The 25,409-nt window shown below is 28.3% G+C and carries 24 protein-coding genes; 11 read left to right on the top strand and 13 right to left on the bottom strand.

The features are described 5' to 3' along the window. Nucleotides 1-57: 57 nt before the first annotated feature. The gene (locus ACTG44_RS07255; RefSeq protein WP_479921512.1) at nucleotides 58-921 is read right to left on the bottom strand and encodes a S66 peptidase family protein; all 864 of its coding nucleotides are present in this window, start codon (nucleotides 919-921) and stop codon (nucleotides 58-60) included. 162 nt (nucleotides 922-1,083) lie between these two features. Here ACTG44_RS07255 and ACTG44_RS07250 point away from each other — a divergent pair, with 162 nt between their 5' ends. The 5 genes from ACTG44_RS07250 to ACTG44_RS07230 all read left to right on the top strand — a co-directional run bounded on the left by ACTG44_RS07250 (nucleotide 1,084) and on the right by ACTG44_RS07230 (nucleotide 5,033). Further along, nucleotides 1,084-2,253, top strand: a complete 1,170-nt coding sequence (locus tag ACTG44_RS07250) for a M20 metallopeptidase family protein (protein WP_479921511.1) — start codon at nucleotides 1,084-1,086, stop codon at nucleotides 2,251-2,253. A 97-nt stretch (nucleotides 2,254-2,350) separates the two neighbouring features. Then, entirely contained in the window at nucleotides 2,351-2,827 is a 477-nt protein-coding gene (locus ACTG44_RS07245; RefSeq protein ID WP_479918463.1) for an SAM-dependent methyltransferase, read from the top strand. A 190-nt stretch (nucleotides 2,828-3,017) separates the two neighbouring features. Then, nucleotides 3,018-3,380 carry a hypothetical protein gene (locus ACTG44_RS07240; protein WP_021384140.1) on the top strand — a complete coding sequence of 121 codons (363 nt, stop codon included), beginning with the start codon at nucleotides 3,018-3,020 and terminating at the stop codon, nucleotides 3,378-3,380. 405 nt (nucleotides 3,381-3,785) lie between these two features. Next, the gene (locus ACTG44_RS07235; RefSeq protein WP_021384150.1) at nucleotides 3,786-4,580 is read left to right on the top strand and encodes a M55 family metallopeptidase; all 795 of its coding nucleotides are present in this window, start codon (nucleotides 3,786-3,788) and stop codon (nucleotides 4,578-4,580) included. Between the two features lie 9 nt (nucleotides 4,581-4,589). Next, complete coding sequence (locus ACTG44_RS07230; protein ID WP_021384151.1) at nucleotides 4,590-5,033, top strand: regulatory YrvL family protein; 444 nt, start codon at nucleotides 4,590-4,592, stop codon at nucleotides 5,031-5,033. An 88-nt stretch (nucleotides 5,034-5,121) separates the two neighbouring features. On the opposite strand, the gene ACTG44_RS07225 is transcribed toward ACTG44_RS07230, so the two are convergent. Together ACTG44_RS07225 and ACTG44_RS07220 are read right to left on the bottom strand one after the other, a co-directional pair. Then, nucleotides 5,122-6,408 carry a Gfo/Idh/MocA family protein gene (locus ACTG44_RS07225; RefSeq protein ID WP_479921510.1) on the bottom strand — a complete coding sequence of 429 codons (1,287 nt, stop codon included), beginning with the start codon at nucleotides 6,406-6,408 and terminating at the stop codon, nucleotides 5,122-5,124. Between the two features lie 228 nt (nucleotides 6,409-6,636). Beyond that, on the bottom strand, nucleotides 6,637-7,530 hold the full coding sequence (locus ACTG44_RS07220; protein ID WP_021384130.1) for a DMT family transporter: 894 nt from the start codon (nucleotides 7,528-7,530) through the stop codon (nucleotides 6,637-6,639). 292 nt (nucleotides 7,531-7,822) lie between these two features. On the opposite strand from ACTG44_RS07220, the gene ACTG44_RS07215 reads away from it, so the two are divergent. Beyond that, complete coding sequence (locus tag ACTG44_RS07215) at nucleotides 7,823-8,167, top strand: RidA family protein (RefSeq protein WP_021384144.1); 345 nt, start codon at nucleotides 7,823-7,825, stop codon at nucleotides 8,165-8,167. 158 nt (nucleotides 8,168-8,325) lie between these two features. On the opposite strand, the gene ACTG44_RS07210 is transcribed toward ACTG44_RS07215, so the two are convergent. Genes ACTG44_RS07210 through ACTG44_RS07200 form a run of 3 tightly spaced genes read right to left on the bottom strand, consistent with a single transcriptional unit; the run spans nucleotide 8,326 to nucleotide 12,681 of the window. After that, nucleotides 8,326-10,422 (bottom strand): CocE/NonD family hydrolase, encoded by a 2,097-nt coding sequence (locus tag ACTG44_RS07210; RefSeq protein ID WP_479921509.1) that lies wholly within the window; start codon nucleotides 10,420-10,422, stop codon nucleotides 8,326-8,328. A gap of 12 nt (nucleotides 10,423-10,434) precedes the next feature. Continuing rightward, the gene (locus ACTG44_RS07205) at nucleotides 10,435-11,595 is read right to left on the bottom strand and encodes a DUF819 family protein (protein ID WP_479921508.1); all 1,161 of its coding nucleotides are present in this window, start codon (nucleotides 11,593-11,595) and stop codon (nucleotides 10,435-10,437) included. Between the two features lie 18 nt (nucleotides 11,596-11,613). Next, nucleotides 11,614-12,681, bottom strand: a complete 1,068-nt coding sequence (locus ACTG44_RS07200) for a mandelate racemase/muconate lactonizing enzyme family protein (protein ID WP_021384139.1) — start codon at nucleotides 12,679-12,681, stop codon at nucleotides 11,614-11,616. Nucleotides 12,682-13,030: 349 nt separating this feature from the next. On the opposite strand from ACTG44_RS07200, the gene ACTG44_RS07195 reads away from it, so the two are divergent. Beyond that, nucleotides 13,031-13,597 (top strand): helix-turn-helix domain-containing protein, encoded by a 567-nt coding sequence (locus tag ACTG44_RS07195; protein ID WP_021384131.1) that lies wholly within the window; start codon nucleotides 13,031-13,033, stop codon nucleotides 13,595-13,597. Between the two features lie 216 nt (nucleotides 13,598-13,813). Here the strand turns inward: ACTG44_RS07195 and ACTG44_RS07190 are convergent, their stop codons facing one another. Genes ACTG44_RS07190 through ACTG44_RS07175 form a run of 4 tightly spaced genes read right to left on the bottom strand, consistent with a single transcriptional unit; the run spans nucleotide 13,814 to nucleotide 17,585 of the window. After that, nucleotides 13,814-14,800 carry a 5-oxoprolinase subunit C family protein gene (locus ACTG44_RS07190; protein WP_021384127.1) on the bottom strand — a complete coding sequence of 329 codons (987 nt, stop codon included), beginning with the start codon at nucleotides 14,798-14,800 and terminating at the stop codon, nucleotides 13,814-13,816. A gap of 29 nt (nucleotides 14,801-14,829) precedes the next feature. Then, entirely contained in the window at nucleotides 14,830-15,525 is a 696-nt protein-coding gene (gene pxpB, locus ACTG44_RS07185) for a 5-oxoprolinase subunit PxpB (protein ID WP_021384119.1), read from the bottom strand. Nucleotides 15,526-15,544: 19 nt separating this feature from the next. Further along, complete coding sequence (locus ACTG44_RS07180; RefSeq protein WP_021384142.1) at nucleotides 15,545-16,765, bottom strand: NRAMP family divalent metal transporter; 1,221 nt, start codon at nucleotides 16,763-16,765, stop codon at nucleotides 15,545-15,547. Nucleotides 16,766-16,793: 28 nt separating this feature from the next. Then, on the bottom strand, nucleotides 16,794-17,585 hold the full coding sequence (locus ACTG44_RS07175) for a LamB/YcsF family protein (protein ID WP_479918455.1): 792 nt from the start codon (nucleotides 17,583-17,585) through the stop codon (nucleotides 16,794-16,796). 584 nt (nucleotides 17,586-18,169) lie between these two features. Between ACTG44_RS07175 and ACTG44_RS07170 the strand changes: the two genes are divergently transcribed. Next, nucleotides 18,170-18,799 carry a GntR family transcriptional regulator gene (locus ACTG44_RS07170; protein ID WP_021384134.1) on the top strand — a complete coding sequence of 210 codons (630 nt, stop codon included), beginning with the start codon at nucleotides 18,170-18,172 and terminating at the stop codon, nucleotides 18,797-18,799. Nucleotides 18,800-18,913: 114 nt separating this feature from the next. Here the strand turns inward: ACTG44_RS07170 and glpK are convergent, their stop codons facing one another. After that, nucleotides 18,914-20,428 (bottom strand): glycerol kinase GlpK, encoded by a 1,515-nt coding sequence (glpK, locus tag ACTG44_RS07165; RefSeq protein ID WP_479920059.1) that lies wholly within the window; start codon nucleotides 20,426-20,428, stop codon nucleotides 18,914-18,916. A gap of 245 nt (nucleotides 20,429-20,673) precedes the next feature. Between glpK and ACTG44_RS07160 the strand changes: the two genes are divergently transcribed. The 3 genes from ACTG44_RS07160 to ACTG44_RS07150 all read left to right on the top strand — a co-directional run bounded on the left by ACTG44_RS07160 (nucleotide 20,674) and on the right by ACTG44_RS07150 (nucleotide 24,549). After that, a complete protein-coding gene (locus ACTG44_RS07160) occupies nucleotides 20,674-21,216 on the top strand; it encodes a TetR/AcrR family transcriptional regulator (protein ID WP_479921507.1) in 543 nt (180 codons plus the stop codon). A gap of 4 nt (nucleotides 21,217-21,220) precedes the next feature. Next, on the top strand, nucleotides 21,221-23,728 hold the full coding sequence (locus tag ACTG44_RS07155; RefSeq protein ID WP_479921694.1) for an MFS transporter: 2,508 nt from the start codon (nucleotides 21,221-21,223) through the stop codon (nucleotides 23,726-23,728). 413 nt (nucleotides 23,729-24,141) lie between these two features. After that, nucleotides 24,142-24,549, top strand: coding sequence for a helix-turn-helix domain-containing protein (locus tag ACTG44_RS07150; protein ID WP_479921506.1), 408 nt, complete (start codon nucleotides 24,142-24,144; stop codon nucleotides 24,547-24,549). Nucleotides 24,550-24,764: 215 nt separating this feature from the next. On the opposite strand, the gene ACTG44_RS07145 is transcribed toward ACTG44_RS07150, so the two are convergent. After that, nucleotides 24,765-24,974 carry a hypothetical protein gene (locus ACTG44_RS07145; protein WP_479918450.1) on the bottom strand — a complete coding sequence of 70 codons (210 nt, stop codon included), beginning with the start codon at nucleotides 24,972-24,974 and terminating at the stop codon, nucleotides 24,765-24,767. A gap of 31 nt (nucleotides 24,975-25,005) precedes the next feature. Continuing rightward, nucleotides 25,006-25,215: a helix-turn-helix transcriptional regulator gene (locus tag ACTG44_RS07140; RefSeq protein ID WP_021384075.1), complete on the bottom strand. Its 210-nt coding sequence runs from the start codon at nucleotides 25,213-25,215 to the stop codon at nucleotides 25,006-25,008. Nucleotides 25,216-25,409: the final 194 nt, after the last annotated feature.

Raw genomic sequence — 25,409 nt, 5'->3', positions numbered from 1 at the left:
AGCTAAATTTTTACTTGTATAAGATTATACCATATTTCCATTATATTTATATACACACTATTTTTTTAATTTAATCATTTTTTCTGTAGCATTTAATTCACACATTCTACCTAAAGGAATAGTTACCATTGGGACACAATGTCCAGACTGAAGATTATATATAGCTGGCTTATTAACCTTCCTTGCAAATTCTTTTAATAATTCTATCAAATCTTTTTCCTCAATACAATCTTTGAAATCTCCAAAAATTATACCACTACACTCATCAAGTTTGCCTGAAGAATATAGTTGGGTTAACATTCTATCTAGTTTATATTGAGATTCCCCAATTTCCTCAATAAATAAAATTTTATCCTTTGCATCTATTTCATATTTAGTTCCCATTGTAGCAATTATTAAGGATAAGTTTCCTCCCATTATTATTCCCTCTGCACTACCTTCACATACAGTATAAATCTCTTCTTCTTTTGGGTTTTCTAAGTAGAGTTCATCTTTAAATTCTAAAGCATTTATTAGAGATTTATAGGTAAATTCATCCCATTTGGCTACATTTGCTGCCATTATCCCATGATATGGTAAAAGACCACAATTTTTATAGAAAGCTAAGTTTAAACCTGTTATATCAGAAAAACCTATAAATGGTTTTGGATTTTGCTTTATTATATCATAATTTATCTTGTCTAATATCCTTGTTGTCCCATAACCTCCTCTTAAACACATAATCATATCTACATCTTTATCTAAAAACATATCTTCTATATCTTTTGCTCTAATATCATCATTACCAGCTAAATACCCTTTATAATTTAAACTACAACTCTCAGAAAATTTAACTTCATAACCATAAATTTCTAAATTAGACTTTATTTCCTCTAAACTTGTATTTCTTAATGGCCCAGATGGCGCAATTACTCCTAACATTTAAACACCTCTTATTCTAAAATGATATACTCTTCTTCATGTTAAATATCTCTACTATAATTATAAGATATTTTATTTATACTTGATACAGAATAATGATTTATATTGAATAATATAATTAATGAAGAAAAATAAATTTTTAATATAGTTAGGATGTGTTTTATGCTTAATATAAAAGCTCTTTGTAATGAAATAAATGATTGGGTTATAAGTATCAGAAGAGATTTACATAAAACTCCAGAACTTGGATTAGAAGAATTTCAAACTAAGAAAAAAATCATTGAGTATTTAAATGAAATAGGTATAAGTTATATTGAATATAAAAATCACACTGGAGTAACTGCATATATAAATGTAAATCCAAACTTTGAAACAGTTGCAATAAGAGCTGATATAGATGCCTTACCCATAACAGAAGAACTCAATTCTTCTTATAAGTCAATTAATGTTGGTAAAATGCATGCATGTGGTCATGATGCACACACTGCTATTTTACTTGGCACTTGTAATATACTATTTAAATTAAAGGATTATCTAAATGTAAATGTAAAACTCTTTTTTCAACCTGCAGAAGAAACCATTGGTGGTGCTCAACTCATGATAGAGGATGGATGTCTGAAAAATCCAGATGTAAAATACATATTTGGTCTTCATGTAAATCCTAACATTGATAAAAACCTAATTGAATTAAAATACAACACTTTAAATGCTTCCACTGATACACTTCGATTAACTGTACATGGTGCAAAATGTCATGGAGCTTATCCACATCAAGGTATTGATGCTATAGTTATATCTGCTCATATCATAACAGCTCTACAAACAATAGTCAGCCGAAATACAAACCCTACCGATTCTGTGGTTATTTCTCTAGGAAAAATTGAAGGTGGAATTAAAGAAAATATAGTTTGTGATAAAGTTGTTATAAAAGGAACTTTGAGAACTTTAACTCAAGAAACTAGAAACTTTTCAAAAAAACGAATCAAAGAAATTTGCGATTTTACTTGTAAAACATTTGGAGGAAGTATTTCTGTTGAAATTGAGGAAGGTTATCCAGCCCTTATAAATTCAAATAATCTTGTAGATTATGTTAAACAAAATGCCATAGATTTGTTTGGAAAAGAAAATATTATCATTAAAGATGCTCCCACTCTTGGTGCTGAAGACTTTTCATATTTTTTAAGGCACTGTGAAGGAGCTTTTTACCATATTGGTTGTGCAAATAGGGAAAAGAATATAACTTCTCCTCTGCATACATCTACCTTTGACATTGATGAAGATTGCCTTATTACTGGTGTCATGCTTCACGTAAAAAATGTATTAGCTTTTTAATTATTAATATTTAATAATTTTTTATATTGACCCTAACATGGTGTTAGGTACTATTCTAAAATTACAAATGACAAACCAAATAATTGGAGGTAATATTATGAAACAAATATTAGTAAATCCTATCGGAAAAATACGTGTTCAAGGTGAAGAAATCTTTATTGAATTGGATAAAAAATACATACCTGCTTTAAAAGGGCTTGATGGCTTTGCTCACTTAAATGTACTTTGGTGGGCTGATGGATTCGATAATACTGAATTAAGAAATATTTTGGAAACTCCAAAACCATATAAAAATGCACCAGATATTCTGGGAATATTTGCGACAAGGTCACCTATTAGACCTAATCCAATAGCATTAACTACTGTACAAATCATTAATATAGACCATGAAAATGGCATAATAAAAATCCCATATATTGATGCTAATGACAATAGCCCTGTTATTGACTTAAAACCATATACTCCAAGTGTTGATAGAATCGAAAATCCATCAGTTCCTAAATGGTGTAATCATTGGCCTAAAAGCGTAGAAAAGTCAGGAGAATTTGATTGGGAAAATGAATTTGAATTTTAATTTATTTACAGTAGACCTTTAGTTAGAATACTCTAATTAAGGGTCTTATCTTTTATTCTTCAACTGTATCTTAAACATATGCTAATCACCTATATTTAAATTTTGAAATTATATAATTCCTTTTATCTACTTTAATATTAATAAATTATCTTGTATACTTAAATATAAATAAATATAAAGGAGAAAATACATGACAATATTTAGTCTACAAGCAGCAAATTTATTTGGATGGATAGCTATGGTTCTTGGTGTTATCATGTCAATTAATGATAGTAAAAAACAACTTCCAAAATTCAAGAATTTAAACTACTTTTTCTTTGCTTTCATAGGCTTATTTTACGCATTTACTTTATTTGCACTTGCTCAAAATTTTATATCACATATATTTAGAATATTAAATTGTATCATTTATATAATAATCCTAATAGCATGTAATAAAATTTCTACAAAGAAAAATCTTAATAGTAGTTTTTGGACATTATTTGGATTTTCAATAAATCCTATTTTATCAATAATTATTGTATTCTTTATTAAGAATAAAAAATACAATTAAAATAATACATTTCTTTTTGAGAGTTATTTATCAACTATTAAGTACACTTTCGTACATTAATTATCAGTTTATTTCTTATAGCTCTCTACTTTTTTCTTTTCTATTAGTTAATATAAATCCTTATAATAATTTCTGTAAACAATTTAATTTAAAAATGATACATAACTATGTTAAACTAGTAAATGTAACTACTTATATGTTACAATCTTATATAAATATTACATAAAAAAAATTATACAAATAGATGATACCTAGTGTTATATTTTTAATGCTAGTTTAGTAATTTTTCAGTTACAGATTTAATAATAATTAATAGTAAGACATAATATTTTTATGCCCCTTATTGATTATATTTTTCTGTTATCTGTTATTATCATTAATTATAAATATAAGGGGGGCTATATTATGAAATTATATTTAAGTGCTGATATAGAAGGTACTTGTGGTATTGTAAATTGGGATGAGACAAAACTTGAATGTGAATTTTCACAGCACTACAGAACACAAATGAGTAAAGAAATAGCAGCTGCATGTGATGGAGCTACTCAATCTGGTATACATGAAATACTTGTCAAAGATGCACATGACAGTGGTAGAAATATTAATCCAGATATTTTACCTGAAAATGTCAAAATACTTAGAGGATGGACTAAAGACCCACTAGTTATGATGGCTGGAATTGATGAAAGCTTTGACGCATGTATATTTACTGGTTATCATTCTGGAGCTACTTGTAATGGTAATCCACTTTCTCATACCATGGATATTGATTATGACTATTTTAAAATAAATGATGAAATAGCATCTGAGTTTACTATAAATGCTTATATTGCTGCATACTATCATATTCCTGTAGCATTTTTAAGTGGAGATGAAATGCTTTGTGAGAGTGCAAAAAAACTAAACCCAAATATAATTACTGTACCTGTGTCAAAAGGAATTGGAAACGGTTCAATTTCAATACATCCAAATCTGGCACTAAGAAAAATAGAAAAAGGTGTTAAAGAAGCTTTATCTGGAGATTTATCTAGACACTTAATAAAATTGCCTGATAAATTCAAAATAGAAATAAAATTTAGAGAGCATTACAAAGCTTTTAAAGCTTCTTTTTATCCAAATATGAAAAAAATAGATTCTCAAACAATACTATTTGAAACAGAAGACTATTATGAATTTTTAAGAATGTTATTATTTATATAAATTAAGGAGTTGATTAAGATAAGTAATAAAAGAAGAATTCCTTTAGGCGAATTTATTTCTGTATTTTTATTTTTTGCTGTTTTTTTTGGTATAACTTTTTGTATTTTCACGGTTATAGGAATTGGCTTCTTATCATTCTTAGGTTTTGAATATAAAACTCTTGGGTCTGTACTAATTTTCTTTTTAATATATTTTTGTATAACTACTCCAATTGATTTTTTATGCACTACTATTTTAGATATATTCAGATATGTAAACAAATTACCTTACTCAATATATAAGCTTTGCGAATTTATAATTGATTTTATACTAACTTTTCTAGCTATGAACATAATTGATACATTTATGGATTCAATAACGATTCCTTTAAGTACAGAAATCTTATTCGCTTTACTTTCTTATCTTTTATCCGAATGTATGGATTTTTTTGATAGAGATAAGAAAAAATCTTAATAAAAAAAGATAGATTTTTTAATAGAACACATCCATTAGTATATCTATTATCTAATCTATCTTTATTTTATTTAACAAATTCTCTCAATTAAAATATAGTTTCTTCTATTTCTCTAGTGATTTGCCTAGCATTATCAAAAAAATCTTCTATATACACTACTTCATCACTCACTCTTGAATATTCAGCTGCAAATGCCATTACATGACTTTGTATAGCCTCTTTTGCTGCTACGCTACTCTTTTCTAATTCTTTATTTGAAACTAACTTAACAAACTCAGAAATAAGATTTCTGTCATATTCCTCTACCATATTCTGTTTATTTGATGGCTTTATAACTATCTCTTCATTTTTTCCAAATTCTTTAATTCTTATCTCATTTTTATTTAGGTCGCCACCAACTTCACCATGACTAAACATTAGCTTTATAGTTCTTCCGCTTTCTTTAGTAAATGCACATAAATTAAAAGTAGCTGTAACTCCATTTTCAAACTGTAATATATTTACCATATTATCTACAACATTATTATCACATCTATAGACACATCTTCCATATGGACTAGTCTCAAGTATCTTTAAAATATTTTCTTCTGTTGGATTTATATGAACTGCTCTATTTATACTTCTATCTTTTTCTAGATAAATTTTCTTTGCTGAATATGGACATTTTTTTTCAACTAAACATTGAAGACAGTTCTGTGCCATTTCTCCACTAGCATTTTGGTTATTAAGATGCTTCAAACTTCCAAATGCAGATATTTTTTTACATTTACTTCCTACTAAATATAATAAAATATCCATATCGTGACAACTCTTAGCTAAAATTAAAGGACTTGTTTCATTACTATTTCTCCAATTTCCTCTAGTAAAACTGTGTGCAAAATGCCAGTATCCTATATTTTCATTATACTGTATACTAACTAGCTCTCCTAGTTTTTTACTTTCTGCAATTTCTTTTAGTTTCTTATAAAACGGAGAATATCTAAGTACATGACAAATCATAAAAATCTTATCTTTATACTTATTACACAAGTCATCTATATGAACCAAACCATCTAAACTGTTAGACATTGGTTTTTCTAATAATACATGATATCCTTTTTCAAGAGCTAGTTTTGCTACATCATAATGTCTATCATCATTTGTAGCTATTATAACTGCATCTGCCATTTTATCTTGTTTAAAAAAATCTTCTAAAGTTTCAAATACATTTTTACTATCTAAATTATATTTTTGTGTAAATAATTCTCGTCTTCCTTTTTTAGGTTCCGCTACGGCAACTATTTCACACACATCAGAATTCTCATAAATATATGGAGCATATGCATATGTTCCTCTATTACCTGCTCCAATCACAGCAATTTTTACTTTTTCCATACTTTAATTTATCCCCTTTATATTATTTATACTACTCTATTATAGTCTATTTTTACATACATTTGGATATTTTTAATAAAAGAAACAGCAGTTATAATTTTTCAATCTTAACTGCTGTTTTAGACCCATATTTTAAGTATTTTCAATCTATATATTATTTAATTTTAATATAAAACTTTAAGTATTAAATACAAACTCTAAACACAATTTTTTATCTATCTTATTACTCTATTGCTTTCTATTTTCTTTATCTAATTTATCTAACTTCTTATTATATAAAAACATATAAAATGCTGCTGAAAATACTATTAAATATCCAACAACACTTAACATATCAGGATAGACATTGAATAAGAATATACTTAAAATTGCTGAAAAAATTATATTACTGTAGTCAAAGATAGAAATTTCCTTAGCAGGTGCATACTTATATGCTAGAGTTATTCCAAATTGCCCTAAACTTGCAAATACGCCGCCTAGTAATAAATATATAAGTTGCATAGGAGTCATTGGTTCATATACTGCAAAGGCAATTGGTCCTACAGTAACCAATGAAAAAACTGAAAAGAAAAATACAATTGTATAATAATCTTCTCTATCTCCAAGAACTCTCAAACAAGTATATGCCATTGCTGCAAATATAGCTCCTGCAATTCCTCCTAAATATGGAATCACTTCTACACTAAATGTTGGTTTTATTATGAATAAAGCCCCTACAAATGCAATTATAATAGCTCCTATCTGTTTTACATTTATTTTCTCTTTTAGAGCAATTGCACAAAATATAACTACAAGGAAGGGACTCATTTTATTTAACATGTTAGCATCTGAAAGCATCAATCTATCAATTGCATAGTAGTTGAATATAACTCCTAAAGTTCCAAATATTGACCTATATAAAAGCACTTTTAAATTTTCCTTTTTACCAGTTAGACTACCTCTATGTTTTATAATAAGCCAAAATGCTATTATAGCTGATACCAGGTTTCTAAAGAACACTTTTTGAAAACTTGGTAAATCTCCTGCTAGTTTTACAAACGCAGACATCATTGCAAAACCAAGAGCTGATGATATTATGAACATTATGCCCTTTATTCGATTTGATTTGATTGTACTACTCATACTTACCTCTTTTCTATATAAATATATAAAGTCATATTAATTAAAAACTTCTACTTATAGATTAAATAATAATTATCTAAATATTCCAATTTATACTATAATTAAAAGTATAAATTATGTCAAGTAACTAATAAATCTTTTCAATTAATAACAATAATAATTATAATTAAAAAGTTGTATGTTTTTATAGATTATTATCACAATATATAATATAATTTTATATAGTATAGACTTTTTTTAATTTATTATTTAGATTTTTAATGGATTTTTTAATTATGGAGGTATTTAAAATATGGAAATAAAAAGATATGAAGGAACTGGAAGAATGAGTAGAGCTGTAGTTCATAACAACACAGTTTATTTATGTGGACAAACTCATGCTGAAGGTGGAATAATTGAACAGACTACTGAAGTTTTAGCTAAAATAGAAGATTTATTAAACAAATACGACTCAGATAAACAACATTTATTATCTGTTACTATTTATTTAAGAGATATGAAAGACTTTGAAGCTATGAACTCTGTTTGGGATGCTTGGGTTGAAAAAGGATTTGAACCTGCTAGAGCTTGTGTTGAAGCTAGACTTGCTAGAGAGCATTTATTAGTTGAAATGAGTGTTGTAGCAGCTACAAAATAATTAACTTAACTAACAAGAGGCTGTCTCAAAATAGAGATAAGCCTCTTTTTCATTGTTGAAATAATAAAAATGTATTTGATTTAATACAAAAAAGAATGCCTCATGAACTAAAAAGTTCATTTTGAGACACTCCCTTGTTAGTTTTTATCTATATCAATTCAATTATTTTCTACAGGCAATATCAATCTGGATGGATATTTACCTCCATGATAAATAATATTCTTTGCCTCTATATACTCAATACTATTATAACCTTCTATTGTGTTGCTATTTTGGAAAATAAAATTTTTAGCACTAGATGTTATATCTAGTCTAATTTTATGACCAATTTTAAATGTGTTTGATATTTTTGAAGTTATAATTGAGAACTTGTAAATTTCTCCTTCTTCCATAAACTCTGACTTATAAAAACTATTTCTAAATCTAGCACTAAGTATACCATCAGCTAATTTAATTGAATTTCCATCTAAATCTACATCCATAATTTTTATGACCCAGTCAGTATCTTTGGCAGAACTTGATGCAAAGAATTCTAATTTTATATCACCTGTTATAGTAATTTCTTCACTAAAAGCATCTGATGTATAACATAACATGTCTCTTCTTTTTTCTAAATCCTTGTAGTTGTTCGGAACACCAACTTCATTTTCTGACATATCAATTAGCTGTATTGATGGGTCTTTAGGATTATATATATAACTGTCATACTTTTCTTCTAGCACCCTATCAAACACTAATCTCCCATCTCCCAAAGATGTGTTAGCATTTCCATCACTTATTAGATATAGACTTTTATCTATTTTGTTTTTTATTGGCCAATTTTCTTCTGCCTTCCACTTATTAGAACCTACAGAATAATACTCTACTGAAGCAGTCTTATCTATATTGTTTTCTATACCTTTTAAGTATTTGTCAAACCATAGCAAATAATTATAATCCAAATCATATCTCAATGAATTATTTCCTAACGAAATACCATTTATATCTCTTAAAGTATTTGAGTTATGCATCCATGGACCTAAGATAGCCTTTCTCTTTCCTTTTTCATAACCCTTTATTACATCTAAAGCTTCTGTAGTCCCCATACCATTATCATCATACCATCCAGATACAACCAATGCAGGTACATTTATTTTATCTTTTTGTAAATGCCAATCCATCATATCCCAATACTCGTCTTTTTCTACTCTTTTTAGCCATTCCTCTAGGAATTCAATTCTATATCCAAGAGCTTCAACAGGTATATTCTGTATTGGTCGTATGTTTAAAACATCATCCCAGTCATCTCTTACCATTTGACTTCTATCAACTTTATTTCTTGATACCATAAATGCCCATGCAAGCATGCCAGATACAAAAGCTCCTCCTTTTCTTGGTATATCAATAAAAGGACTTCCTGATGTTACTATGCTAACTAAAGCTTTCAGATGTTTATTACTTGAAGAAGCAGCTGCCCATTGAACATAACCAAGATAAGATGCCCCTAACATACCAACCATGCCGTTTGACCACTTCTGTGATACTATCCAGTTTATAGTACTATCTCCATCTTCTCTTTCATGAATCATAGGCTCCCAATCACCTTCTGATTCATTTCTTCCTCTAACATCCTGTATGACAACAGCATATCCTCTTTGTACATATTTATAATATATTTCTTTATCATTTTCTTTTCCATATGGAGTTCTCATAAGAATTGTTGGTGCTTTTTTAGTAGAATCTGTAAAGTTAGGAAGATACACATCTGTAGAAAGTTTTATTCCATCTTTCATATCAACCATATAATTTCCACCAAATTTTATAGAATATATGTCCTCATCTTTATGAGTTTTATTCCATTCTTTTAATATAGTATAATCTTCATATCCATCCATAACTAATATAGTACAAGTTTCTCTAGATAAACATATAAAACCAACTATTTTATTATCCACAATAATTATATCTAATGGAAATTTTTTATTTCTTTGAACCCATATGTATTCATTAAGCCTAGAATATGTCTCTCCTAGCTTATTTACAATGACGCTTTTATCTGCATTTACCAAACTAGTAGTGTATACATCAAAGTTATAAAATAAAGAGTTTAAATCTATTTTTGTGAGATTTAAATAGTATGCATTTTCTTCTTTACTTATTGCTTTTAAACTTTCGATTTTATTTGTAAAAGGATTCAATTTTTCAATCAATAACTCATTATCAAAAACTACATTTCCACTATATAATCCAGATATATATAGCCTAAATTCTAGCAATTAAATCACCTCCTATAATCCCAAAGACATCTTTATAGCATATGCCACTGATATACCTGCATAATTTCCTAATACTCCACCAATTACTCCCATGACGACTGCCACACTTACAAGTGAATTCCATTTTGCAGATGCAGCTACTAAAGCTGAAGTTGGTCCATCAGCAATTGCTCCCACTATAGAGAGTATTACATATTGATATTTTATTTTTAAAAGTCTAGTTATACATAAATGGAAAATAAATGAAGCAAAAATTATGCTAAAACAGTAAAGTGTTATGGTAAAAGTTGAACCTAAAAACTCTTTTATATCTACTGAAAAACCTATAGTGCATAAAAAGAATAATGCAACAAATAATCCTAAATCTAAATTACCTTTTAGTTTCTTTACTGGCTTTAACTGAGCAATTATAATTGAAATGGTTGTAACTAAAAGAATTCTTGCTGCACTACTAAAGCTTGAATTGAAATATCCAGAAAGTATTGTTGCAATCTCTGTAACAACAAAACCTATAGCTAGCATCCAAGCAATGTCTTTAATACTCCACTCTTTTGACTCCATAAATTCTTCATTCTGACCATCCTCTAATTCTGATTCTTCTACATGATATGGCCAAAGTTTTTTAAACTTCTTTGAGTTTTTTAGTATAGCTGGTAGAGCAAACATAAATATTAATGTTGGTACTCCAATTACATAATCTGCTGCATTTGCCGCTGCAAGAGTCTGTCTACTTACATTAAGACCTGTCCCAATAGCTGTAAGATTAGCACTTCCTCCAGTATATGTACCTACAAACATTCCTGCAACCTTCCAACCTTCTGATATTTTTTCTGCAAATACAAGTCCAAATAAAAATGCCATGATACTTACAGTTAATACTGCTACAAAAATTGCAATTAAAGGCTCTCTTGATAACTTTGTCATTTCTTTTAAATCAACACTCATCAACATTATAGTCATAGAGACTGGAATGGCATATGTAGAAATAGTTCCATATAACTCAGTACTTACTGGAACTACTTTTAAGTTTGAGAGTATTATTCCCATTATGATTATTGTAAGTGCTGGTCCTAAACTCTTAATAGCTTTATATCTTTGTAAGTAAAAACCCAATGCAATCATTGATGTCATTATAGCAAGTATACTGCCTGTACTTGAAAAAAGTGTATTCATATTTAACCTCCAATTTTATCATAAGTTTACTTCTATTCCTAAGCCTGGTTTATTGACAAGATTCATAATATCTCCATCCATCACAAATCCTCCAGATATACCATTTAATTCTTCACAAAACATAAAACTATCAAGGTCAGCTTCTGTTATATTTTTTTTGGATGCAATTAAATTTGCTGCTGCTGTTATACCAATTCTCGTTTCAAGCATACATCCTAACATGCAATTTACACCACTTGACTCAGCTATGTTATTAATTTTTATAGCAGGATATATTCCTCCTGATTTCATTAGCTTAATATTAAATGTGTCAACTGCATTCTTTTTTATCGCTTTAATAGCATCTATTGGCGAATGTAGTGACTCATCTATCATAATTTTTGTACTACTCTTATCTCTTATGTAAGCAGTTCCATCTAAATCCCAATGTGGAAGTGCTTGTTCAATTGCATCAACACCAAATCTTTCTAATTTTTTGATAGTATTTATACTACTATTTACATTCCATCCTTGATTTGCATCAATTCTAATTCTTATACCTTCTCCAACAGCTTCTCTAATTAATTTTACAGCTTCAATATCATCTTCAGGGTTTATACCTGCTTTAAGCTTCAATATTCTAAATCCTTCATTAACTCTTTCTAAAGCCTCTCTTGCCATTTTTTCTGGCTTATCTATGCTTATAGTAATATCGGTTTGAACTTTATTATCAAAACCTCCAAGAACTTTATAAAGAGGTACATTCATAATTTTCCCTTTAATGTCGTATAAAGCTATATCAATAGCTGCTTTTGCGGAAGTGTTACCTATAATAATTCCATCCATGATTGTATGTATCAATTCAATATCCAATGGGTCTTTCCCTATTAGCTCTTTTTTAAACATCAGTAATATTGAAAGTACATTATCCAAAACTTCACCTGTAACTGCTGCAAGAGGAGCTGCTTCACCAAACCCACAATAACCTTCATCAGTTTCAATTTTTAAGATTATACTTTCACCATATTCAATTACTCCAAATGAAACTACCACAGGTTTTTTTAATTTAATTCTTAGTTTTTCAAATTTTATATCTGTTATCTTCATATTGCCCTCCTTTTTTGAAGCTATAATTTAATTTTTTAATTTTTATACTTAAAATTATATTATTACTTCAATGCATATGTCAAGATAATTTACTGAAAATTTATTATTTTCTAAAATATTTTTCAATAATCTTCTTTTAACTAATACTCCTATGATAAATTTTTACCTAGTATATTTTCTATTGTATTAATTCGGCAATAATTGATTTTCATATACTTTTATTTGCATTTAATTGATTTTTAATTGTCATAATCTTCTATTTATTCTTGTTGCCACTAATTCTATGTTATGCTATAATTACTTTGTTTTAATCTAATATTTATATTAATTTTATTATTTGGAGGTTCTTATGCTAGGTGAAAAGATGAGAAATATAAGAAAAAGCAAGAAAAAAACATTAAGTGATGTTTCCAAATTGACAGATTTATCTATAAGTTATATCTCTCAAATAGAAAGAGATGCTATTGAACCGTCCTTGTCTTCATTGAGAAAAATTGCTGAAGTTTTAGATACTCCTTTATATATGTTTATGGATGATAATAATACTGATGATTTAGTCATTAGAAAAGAAGATAGAGTTATGATGAAATTTCCAAGGAGTGAAATGTTTTATGAGATAGTATCCCCAATGCCAACATCTGAATTTACTCCTTCAAGTTTACTTGTAGAGTTTGAACTTAAACCAGAAAGTGAAGATGCTAAGGATTGTATATATCATGCATCAGAGGAAATCATGGTAGTAACGAGTGGTATGGTTGATATTTGTATAGGCGAAAAAGTAGTAAGATTAAATACAGGTGATTCAACATTTATAAAGGCCAACATACCTCATAAAATCATCAATCCAAGTAAAGATACAACAGCTCGTGGATACGGTGTTATTTCTCCTCCAATTTGGCCTGTAAAATCTAAATAAACACTGTATAGTATACATACTTTTTCTAGACACTTCAAAATATTTAAATATAATTTTTGTTCTCAAATTGAAGTATTTATTTAAATTTATACTATCTACTTAAACTAAAAAATAGCTATTTGACTAACTAAACCATCTTAATTATGGTAAATAGTAAATAGCTATTTGTGAATTACGTTTTAAAATTTGATAAGAATTATGTTCATCAAGATTAAATTAAACTGCTATATCATTTAATACTTTTGCTTTGACAACTCTTATATTTTTCATACTCTTATAAATGTCTTGAATCTTATCTTCTTGTTCTCTAAGCAATCTATGTGCTTCATATATATCTACAAATTCAAATTTTACTACATCATTTGGTTTTGCTTGTGCCAACTTATATAAATCTACACTTATTACATTCCCTATCTTAGTATAGCCACCACTAGTTTGTCTATCTGATAGCATTATAATAGGTTTTCCATGTCCAGGTACTTGTATAGCTCCATAAGAAATACCATCAGATATAATATCTGCTCCATTAAGGTGCTTTATACTCTCTCCATCTAGTCTACAGCCCATTCTATCAATTTCATTTGTAACTTTATATTCATTTGATAAGAACTTTTCTACTTCATCTTTAGAAAAAGCATCAAATTGAGGACCTTTTACAATTCTTAATACTATTTCTGAGTTATAATTTGGAATATATTTTGAATTCAATTTTTTATTTATTGTAAAATCTTTTTCCTGAATAAAAGTATTTATATAATCACCTTTTTTAAGTGCTCTACCTTCAAAACCACCAATCTTAGCTCTTGTATAGGTTGATTTACTACCCATTGCAAGTGGGACATCTATTCCACCAGCTATTGATACATATGCTCTAGCTCCTGATTTCACACCTCTAAATGATAATATGTCACCAGGATTTATTTGATATGACCTCCAGTTTTGAATCTCTTTTCCATTTATTCTGGCACCCAAATCTCCCCCAGTTACTGCTATTTGCGTATATTCATCAAATGTAATTGTAGGGCCCAACATTAAAACTTCTAAAGAAGCTTCATCTTCAGAATTTCCAACTAATATATTTCCCACTCTATGTGCATACTCATCCATTGCCCCACATCCAGATACACCATATTGTCCATATCCAACTCTACCTCTGTCTTGTATTAATGTTTGGAAACCTCCTAATTCAACTTTGAATCCCATATATACCACTCCCTGTACTATAACGATATTTAAATACTTAAATTACTTTTTTCAATTTCTATAAATTCATCTAATGTTATTGGAACAAATTTTATAAAATCTCCAGCTCTAAGTAAAATTTGTTCTTCTCTATTTTCATCATATAATTTTAAAGGTGTTCTACCAATTATTTGCCATCCACCAGGACTATCTATAGGATATACTCCTGTCTGAGAGCCTGCTATACCAACACTCCCACCATAAATTTTAGTTCTTGGAACCTCTAGTCTAGGTGTAGCTATTCTTTCATCCATCCCCCCTAGATATGGAAACCCAGGAGTAAATCCTAACATGTATATCAAATACTCTCTACTTGTGTGTATTTTTATAACCTCATCTACAGTAAGATTATTATGACTTGCAACATTTTCAATATCTATTCCAAAAACCTTATCATAACATACTGGAATCTCATGTATTTTAGGTTTTGGCAACTCTATACTTTCTAAATTATTTTCTATTTTTTTTAAATTCTCAATTAAGCTATCAAAGTCTATTTTTAGTGGATTATAACTTATCATAAGTGACCTATATGTTGGCACCATTTCTGTGACAATCCCTTTAAGATTCGATAGTTCTATTGCTCTCATAAATGAAATTACTTTTTTATTTATATCTTCTGATATCTCATTTCCAAATTCAGCAACTACTGCTTTATCTCCTGATAGCAAGTATCTAGTTTTCATAAATGTCACCTCTTCTAAATTAAGCAAATAAAGTACCTAGACTACTAAGAGAAGTTATTCCTGTATAGGCAGATATTAAAACTACTATTATTCCAAATATTAAAAGCCATGTAGGATGTTTGTAATCTCCAACAATATCTTTTCTTTTAGATGCTATAAGCATTATTCCTAACGTTATTGGAAGTATTAATCCATTTAAAGAACCTGCTAAAATTAATAAAGTTGCTGGTTTTCCTATAAATGCCATTATAAGTGTTGATATTGCTATAAATCCTATTATGAAATACTTTTCATACTTATCTATAAAAGGATTCAGTGTTTTTAAGAAAGAAACTGATGTATAAGCAGCTCCTATAACTGATGTAATCGCAGCAGACCATAATACAAGCCCAAAGAATTTATATCCTATTGCCCCTGCACTAAATTTAAAAGCTGAAGCAGCTGGATTTTCTGGGTCAAGTTGAAGACCTTTTGAAACAACTGCTAATATTGCTAAAAATAGAAGAACTCTCATCATTGTTGCAACTAATATTCCTAAAAGAGAAGATTTAGTTATTTCTTTTATATTTTCTTCTCCTGTTATTCCACCATCTATCAGTCTATGTCCTCCAGCAAAAGTTATATAACCTCCAACACTTCCTCCAAGTAAAGTTATTATTGGGAATATAAGCCCTTTTGGATTCTCTGGTTTTACCATTTTAAAAACTGCTTCTCCAACAGGAGGATGATTTGATATTGCTACATATCCAACTATAATTATCATACCTAATGCTAAAAATTTAGTTATCTTATCTACTAGAGAATTTGAATTTTTTGACATAAATACAAATATTGCTATCAATCCACTTAATACAGTTCCAAGTGTCATATTCATATTAAACATTACATTCATACCAAGTGCAGCTCCACCAACATTTCCTATGTTAAAAGCTAATCCTCCAAGTGCTACTAAAAAAGCTACTAGATAACCTAGTCCAGGCACTATCTTATTTGCTATATCTTGCCCTCTAAGACCTGATACACCAATTACTCTCCATACATTTACTTGAGCTCCTATAAAAAGAATTGTTGTAATTAAGATTACAAATGAAAAACTTGGTCCAAAATCTTGAGTAAATTGCGCTGTCTGAGTTAAAAAACCAGGTCCAATTGCTGATGTTGCCATTATAAACGCAGCCCCTATAAGTGCGCCAACATCTTTTTTATTTTTTGTTTTATCAGTAATATTTTTTGTACTCATATTTTATCTCCCCCTCATATTATCAGTCTTATACTATGTTCTCTGATGAACAAGCTTCCATATCTTCTAATGGACAAACTTCTATATTTTCTAATTCAAAGCGTTTTCTTATCTCTTTAACAAACTCTATAGCCTTTGGATTATCCCCATGTACACATATAGAATCTGCTTTGATATGTATAACTTCACCTGTTAAAGTCTCTACAGTTCCTTCTTTTACCATCTTAACAACTCTATCTATTGCACATTTTGTATCATGTATAACTGCTCCTTCTACACTTCTTGGAACTAAAAATCCATTATTATCATAAGCTCTATCTGCAAATACTTCATTTGCATACTTAAGTCCAATCTCTTTAGCAGAATTTATCATTTCACTATTATATAACCCTAAAAGTATGATATCTTTGTTTACTTCATATATAGCCTCACAAATACCCATAGCTAAATCTTTATCTTTAGCTGCCATATTGTATAAAGCTCCATGTGGTTTTACGTGTTGTATGTTACATCCATTTGAGCTTGCAAAAGCCATTAAAGCTCCTAATTGGTATTTTGTATAATCTTTAGCTTCTTGCTTTGTTATTTTCATCTCACGTCTTCCAAATCCCATTAAATCTAGAAAACCTGGGTGTGCTCCTATTTTTACTCCATTTTCTTTAGCTAACTTTACTGTTTTATTCATATGATTAGGGTCACCTGCATGAAACCCACAAGCTATATTAGCTGATGAAATATATTTTAAAACTTCTTCATCTAAACCAACCTTATATGCTCCAAAACTTTCCCCTAAATCACTATTTAAATCTACTTTATACAATTTATGACCCCCCTCACTAACATTTTGATAGAATAAGTAGTTTTAATTTTTAAATTTTGTTTATTTTATATATTGCATGAAATATTTTATTACTTTTATTCAATTTTATTTTTGCAACTATTTCGTTGTATTTCATAATATAATTTTACCATTTGAGGGATATTTTTGCAATTATTTTAATATCACATTCATTTGTATTTCTTTTTCAAAAAATGTTTTTACCATTTTTTAGTTAATAATTAATCATTTTTACTTAAAACAAGGACTTTAGCTTTCATTTTTAAAGTATTTCTCAATTTTAATCACTTTATATGCAAGACAGAAGTATTTTTCTTCATTCATTTGTTTATTTCATTTATATAATTATCGTTTTTTGTAAATAAAATATCTTTATATTTTTATAAGTAAGTCTTTACATAGTTTTAAGTATAATAAAATCATGTATACTAAATGCATGTTAAAATATTATTTTAAAACATGGACAATATTTGTACATATTGTAGACATACAAACCTATAAATTATACAATAGTATTGTTAAGATTATATATTTTTTAACATAAATTTTGTATTGGGGGAAAAACAATGGATAAAAATTATACGATGCCAATATACCAAAAAATAGCGTTGGATATTGCAAATAAAATATATACAGGTGAAATACAAGAGGATTCAGTATTATTTGGACGTTCTGTTTTGGCTGGTAAATACAATGTATCTCCAGAAACTATAAGAAGAGCTGTTAAAATTTTAGAGGACATTGGTGTTGTTAAAAGTATAAAGGGTAAGGGTGTTATTGTACTATCTCCAGACAAAGCTTCTTCTTTTATAAAAAAATACAGGGATATTACAAACATATCATCATATAAATCAACACTTTATAATTTAATAGATACTAAATCTAATTTAGAGAATGAAATTTTAGATACTATAAATAAAATTTTAGATTATTCTAATAGACTTGAAATAATAAATCCTTTAGTGCCCGTTCAGTTCACAATAAATTCTAAATGTAAATATGTTGGACAAACAGCTGCACAAACTAAATTTTGGCAAAATACAGGTGCTACAATAGTTGCAATTAAAAGAGGTGAGGAACTTATAATATCTCCTGGCCCGTATATCGAGTTTTTAGATGGAGATATTCTCTTAGTCGTTGGAGACAAACATATTTATAACTCTATACCAATGTTCTTATATGAAAGTGAAAAATAAATTATATAATTTAGTATAATTGTATAAAACTGCAAGCAAACAATAAAAAAAGAGCTTCATATTTTTACATAAAGCTCTTTTTAAGTTCAAATAAATTTAGTTTCTGGCTAATTTTTAAATATCTACTTCATCTTCTTTTTCCCAGCTTAAAGCTCTTGATACAGCCTTTTTCCAACCTTTATATAATCTATTTCTCTTATCTTCATTCATATTTGGATTAAACTCTTTTTCTACTGACCATTTTGATGGGATTTCATTACTTCCAATATAGAATCCAACAGATAATCCTGCCAAATATGCTGCTCCTAAAGCTGTTGTTTCTACTATTTTTGGTCTATCTATATCTACATTTAATATGTCTGACTGAAATTGCATTAAAAAATTATTATTGCTTGCTCCACCATCAACTTTTAATGACTTTAATTTCAATTTTGAATCATTTTGCATTGCTTCTAAAACATCTTTTGTTTGATAAGCAATTGATTCCAATGTCGCTCTTATTATATGTTCTTTTTTTGCACCCCTTGTGAGACCCAAGATTGACCCTCTAGCATACATATCCCAATATGGAGCGCCAAGACCTGTAAATGCTGGCACTACATATACACCATTAGTATCATCTACCCTATTTGCATACATTTCACTATCTTTCGCAGATTCAATTATCTTCAATTCATCTCTAAGCCATTGAATAGATGCTCCTCCGATAAATATACTTCCTTCTAGTGCATATGTCACTTTTCCATCAACACCCCAAGCAATTGTTGTAAGCAGTCCATGTTTAGATTTAACTATGTTACTACCTGTATTCATAAGTAGGAAGCAACCTGTTCCATAAGTATTTTTTGCAGTACCTTCTTCAACACAATTTTGACCAAATAATGCTGCTTGTTGGTCTCCTGCACATCCAGCAATAGGTATTTTAGCTCCTGATAGCATACGTTCATCTGTATGACCATAGACATAACTAGACGGTTTTACTGATGGTAACATGCTTATTGGTATATCCAGTTCTCGTAATATATCTTTATCCCATTCCAAACTATTTATATTGTACATCATCGTTCTAGATGCATTTGAGTAGTCTGTTACATGCACTTTTCCACGTGTCAAATTCCATATTAACCATGTGTCTATAGTCCCAAATAACAATTCTCCTTGTTCTGCTTTTTCTCTAGCACCTTCTACATTATCTAATATCCATTTTACTTTTGTTGCTGAAAAGTATGCATCTATTAAAAGACCAGTTTTTTCTTTTATTAGTTCTTCTAATCCTTTATGTTTAAGCTCATCACATATTTCTGATGTTCTCCTACACTGCCATACTATTGCATTATAAATCGGTTTCCCAGTATACCTACTCCAAACAACTGTAGTCTCTCTTTGATTAGTTATTCCTATTGAAGCAATTTCTTCTGGCCTTATGCCTGCTGTTTCTATAACTTCTCTCATTACTCCACTTTGTGAACCCCATATTTCCATAGGGTCATGCTCTACCCATCCAGCCTTTGGATAAATTTGTTTGAATTCTTTTTGTGCGATTTTTACTATTTCACCTTTTTTATTAAATAGTATAGCTCTTGAACTAGTTGTTCCTTGGTCTAATGCCATTACATACTTCTTTTCCATCACAGTATTCTCCTTATCACATAATAATATTTAATTTATTAAAAAGAAAAATCTAATATTACATATTTAAGTAAATAACCATACTTAAGTACAAATTTAATAGATTAGATACTTCTAATAAGACACTTATTTTATATCATATCTATATAATAATATTATACATTATAGCTTGCATATTGATTAATAAATTTTAAAGGTTTATAATAAACAGTGTTCATAATAATTTTAATAAACGAGGTGGTAATATGCCAAAGATTTTAGAAAATGTAAAAGAAGATATACTAAAAGTGGCTCGAGACATGATTCTAGAAGAAAACTACTCAAATATTAGCATAAGGAAAATAGCTCAAAGATGTGGTATAAGTGCAGGCACAGTATATAATTACTTTGATTCAAAACAAGAAATAATAGAATACATAACAAAATCGGAATGGGATTTACTACTAAGGCGAATTGAATACTCTAATAAAAATACTGAAGATTACATTAAAAAGCTAGACATTATTTTTACAGAAATAAGAAATTTTATAAACAAGGTTCATAATATTCAATACAATGATTTTCTAAACACTTTTGAGACTAAAAGGTTTTTTGAAATGAAAAAACATAAAGATGATTTTCATGAGCAGCTTTCAAATAAAGTATATGAGGCTTTAGAAAAAGAAAAGTTTTTTAATAATGATAAGTTAGTATGCAATATCATTATTAAAATGTTTTTTTCATATTCAACATACACTCATATAGAATTTAAAGATTTAAAACCCTATATTGAAAAATTAATACATTAAGGTGGTGTTTGCCTTGAATTCTAATACTAGTATTCAGAATAAGGATAGTAATCCAAAAATATTTTTAGTACTTACACTTTATCTTTTAGGTATATTTATGGGAGCTATTGATACAGGAATAGTGTCCCCTGCAAGAACTATTATACAAAATAGTCTTGGAGTAAATGAAAAGACAGGAATTTGGATGATTACCATATATACATTAACATATGCATCTGTAATTCCTATTTCTGGAAAGTTAGCAGATAAAATAGGAAGAAAATATGTGTATTTGGTTAGCATATTTCTATTTGGTAGTGGTTCATTAATATGTGGATTATCATCACTATTTTCCAATTTCAATATTTTACTAATTGGTCGTGTTATTCAGGCAATTGGTGGTGGCGGAATTATGCCTATTGCTACAGCAGAGTTTGGAACTACCTTCCCAGAGAATAAAAGAGGTATGGCTTTAGGTTTAGTTGGAGCAACGTATGGTATTGCCAATATTTTAGGTTCAAGTATTGGTAGCACAATTCTAAGTATATTTGGAACTCAAAATTGGAAGTGGCTATTTTTTGTAAACCTTCCGATTTGTTTAATCATACTTATTGGTGGAATTATGTGCATTAAAAATAATAAGTCTGCATCTACAGAAAAAATAGATAAACTAGGTACATTAATGTTGATATGTATAATTGTATCGTTATTGTATGGTCTTATGAATATAGACTTTTTTAACTTTACAAACTCTATACAAGATATATCAGTTTACCCTTACTTATTGGCATTTATTATACTTATACCTATTTTTATATTTATTGAAAATAAAGCTAAAGACCCTATTTTAAACTTTGAATATTTTTTAAACCCACGAATACTAATAGTTCTTATATTATCTTTGACTGTTGGTATTGGAATGATGGGTATGGTATTTGTTCCACAATATGCTGAAAATGCATTAAAAATAAATGCTGGTTCTGGTGGATATTTTGTCGCTATATTAGGATTATTTGCAGGTGTTGCTGCTCCTTTAAGTGGGAGACTTATTGATAAGTTTGGTGCAAAGAAAATACTATTATTAGGATTTTCTGTATCTATGATAGGGTCTCTTTATCTAGTATTGATTGCACTAAAAACAAATACAGTATTTAGTGTATGTATAAGCCTAATGTTTATGGGATTAGGAATGGGATTTACTATGGGAACTCCTCTAAACTATATGATGTTATCAAATACAAGATTAGAAGAATCTAATTCAGCACTTGCAACATTATCTTTGATACGCTCAATTGGAACTTCAATTTCTCCAGCTATAATGATTGGATTTATAGCACATGCAGGACTATCTGTACAAGATAATATTATGGACTTAGTTGGGAAGCCATCAACACCTAAAATAGTTCAACTTGAAGAACTTGAGAATATGATAGATGATTTAAAGTCAGACCCTGAAATGGCAAAGAATTTAAAAGATGTCTCTATCCCAAATATGAATGATACATCAAATATCAACATGGATATGACAGGTGGCAAACTCCCAAAATACTTATTGGATAAGGTTCAGACAGCAGATACAACTAACATTACTAATATCACAAAGGAAATATCAACAACAATGTTTGATGAAAAAGTTCCATCTGTAATTACTAAAATACAGTCAAATGTTCAAAAAGGAATAGATGGAACACAAAGCGGAATAGGTGGTATTGAGGAAGGTGAAAATAAGCTAAATAGTGGTATTAAAGGAATTCAAACTGGTATTGACAATATGACAAAGGCTAGAGCTGGTATTAATCAAGGAATAGATGGTATAAAAAAAGGTATTGATGGTGTCAACAAAGGTATAAAAGGAATGGAACAAGGTCTTGTAAAGCAAGATAAAGCTATAAATGAATTGACAATCGCATATAATAAAATACCTACTATACCACAAGAAAACACTCCTACTAATAATGAAAATAACTCAAATGACCAAGAACAAGATAATACTAGTGATTCTAATTCTGACAATAATAAAAATGATTCTACAGAAAATAAAAATAATGATTCTGGTGAGAATAAACCAAATTTAAATGAAAAAAAGGAAAGTTTAAATGCACAAATACAGAAATTAAAAAAAGCAAGAACTGAATTAAATACAAAGCTACAAAAAAGTAAAACTCAAAAGAAACAATTGAATAAAAAACTTAAAACAATGGAAACTCAAAAAAAGGAACTTCAAAGTAAACTAAATGATTCTATAAATAAAAAGAAAGACATGCAAAAAGGCCTTGATACGATGGAGCAGCAAAAAAAATCACTTCAGTCAGTTTTAGAAAAGACACAGGAAGTAAAAACTGAAATACCAAAGGCTTTTGATAAATCAAAATTAGATTATATAAATTCTATAGAAAGTAATAGAACAAAAATAGAGAATACACTACAGTCTACTCTAAATTCAGGATTTAAACAGATGTATATAACAGTATTCTGTATAAATTTACTTGCATTTATAATATTGTTGTTCTATAAAGAAAATAAAACTAAATAAAAAAGTGTTATAGTATTATATTGTAAATTTATCTTATATCTTAAATGTTTTGTCTTAAACGTTAAATTCCTAATTTTTTTATAATTGATTAATATAAACTACAATATAATACTATTTCTATTTTAATATTTTTCATTTTTATAATCAGTTAAAAAACGAACTTAGTTTATCAAAATATATTTATAAATTCTATTCACAACTCTTTCATCTTTCATACCTAACTACACCTATAGAAATATATATACAAATCAAAATAAAGCATATATTTTCAACTATAATATGTTAAAATCATAGTATGAGCACATTAATTTAAGCAAAATGTCAATTAGACTTTATTTTGTTAATTTTTCATATATAAACTTTAATATCTTTATTTTAAATGTCATTTTGACCTTGATTATAAAAAGAAAGGAGTGTATTTTGTGGATACTTTAGGAAAAAGAATTGCTTATTTAAGAAATTCAAAAAAACTTACCCAGCGCAAACTTATGAATATTTTAAAGTTTGAAAATTTAGGTAAGTATGAAACTGGAGATAGAAAACCTAATTGCGATATACTAATGTCAATAGCTGATTATTTTGATGTTACGACTGACTGGCTTCTATATGGTAAAGAAAAAGTAAACTCCAATAATAGTGTAAAAGAAAATAAGGAAGATTACCTACATGTTACTGATGATGAGATGAAGATATTAAATCTATACAGACAACTAAATGAGCGTGATAAAATAAAAATAGAAGGAATACTTGAACTTAAGATATCTGAATATAAAGACTTAGAAAAGCATTCCTCTAATACTAATAAAGATAAAACGGTTTAAACATACATAATTTGATACGATTTTACACCATCTATTAACCTTCTTTTTTTGTAGCAAACTACTAAAATATGGATTTAAGCTATTTGAAAACAAGTATATTCTAAATTCAAACACATCTATAGTATTTATATTGCCTTATCCATATTTTAGTTTATGTATTTTGAAAAATATTGTACATTTCTATGTATTATTTATGTTACCAAGAAATGTACTATTCATGTTTTTAATTCTTCCAACATCTTTTTATATACAATTGTACATCCTCTGTAATTACCCTCTTTAAGAAGACTTGAACATGTACTAGAGTATTTAATTAATATATTCAATCTTTCCATATTTAAACTTTGTACACTATTGAGAGCTGTAATAAATTCATCAATTGCTCTACAGCACTCCATCACTACATCTGAATCTAATTTACACATAAGAATATTCACCTACTTTATATACCATTTATTAATCATCTTCTGAATATTCTATATTAAGCAATTGATAAATTGATGATTTGTATTTTTTACCCGTTCTTCTTCCGTTTAAAATAGCTGACAAATAGTTTTCATTGACACCTATTTTCTTCGCTAATTCCCTTTGAGTCATATTTAATTCAATAAGCCTTTGTTTGACTTGTACTCCCAAAAAAGGTATCCATTTTTTTTGAGCCTCCATTTATCAACTTTCCTTTCTAAGTTATTTATACTTCCTTTTATTTTTAGTTTATACACCTCCCTCTTTTTAGTATATTTTTTTAATATGTACAAATATTAAGTACATAAATTTATTTGATACTAAATAAGATTTTTTGATTACTTTATGCTAAAATTAGGATGTAATTTCGTATCATTAAATTAATTATAAGGTCA

Source organism: Clostridioides sp. LIBA-2809 (genome assembly GCF_056688965.1).
Note: the sequence above shows the minus strand (reverse complement) of the source record. Positions and strands in the feature narration are given on the sequence as shown.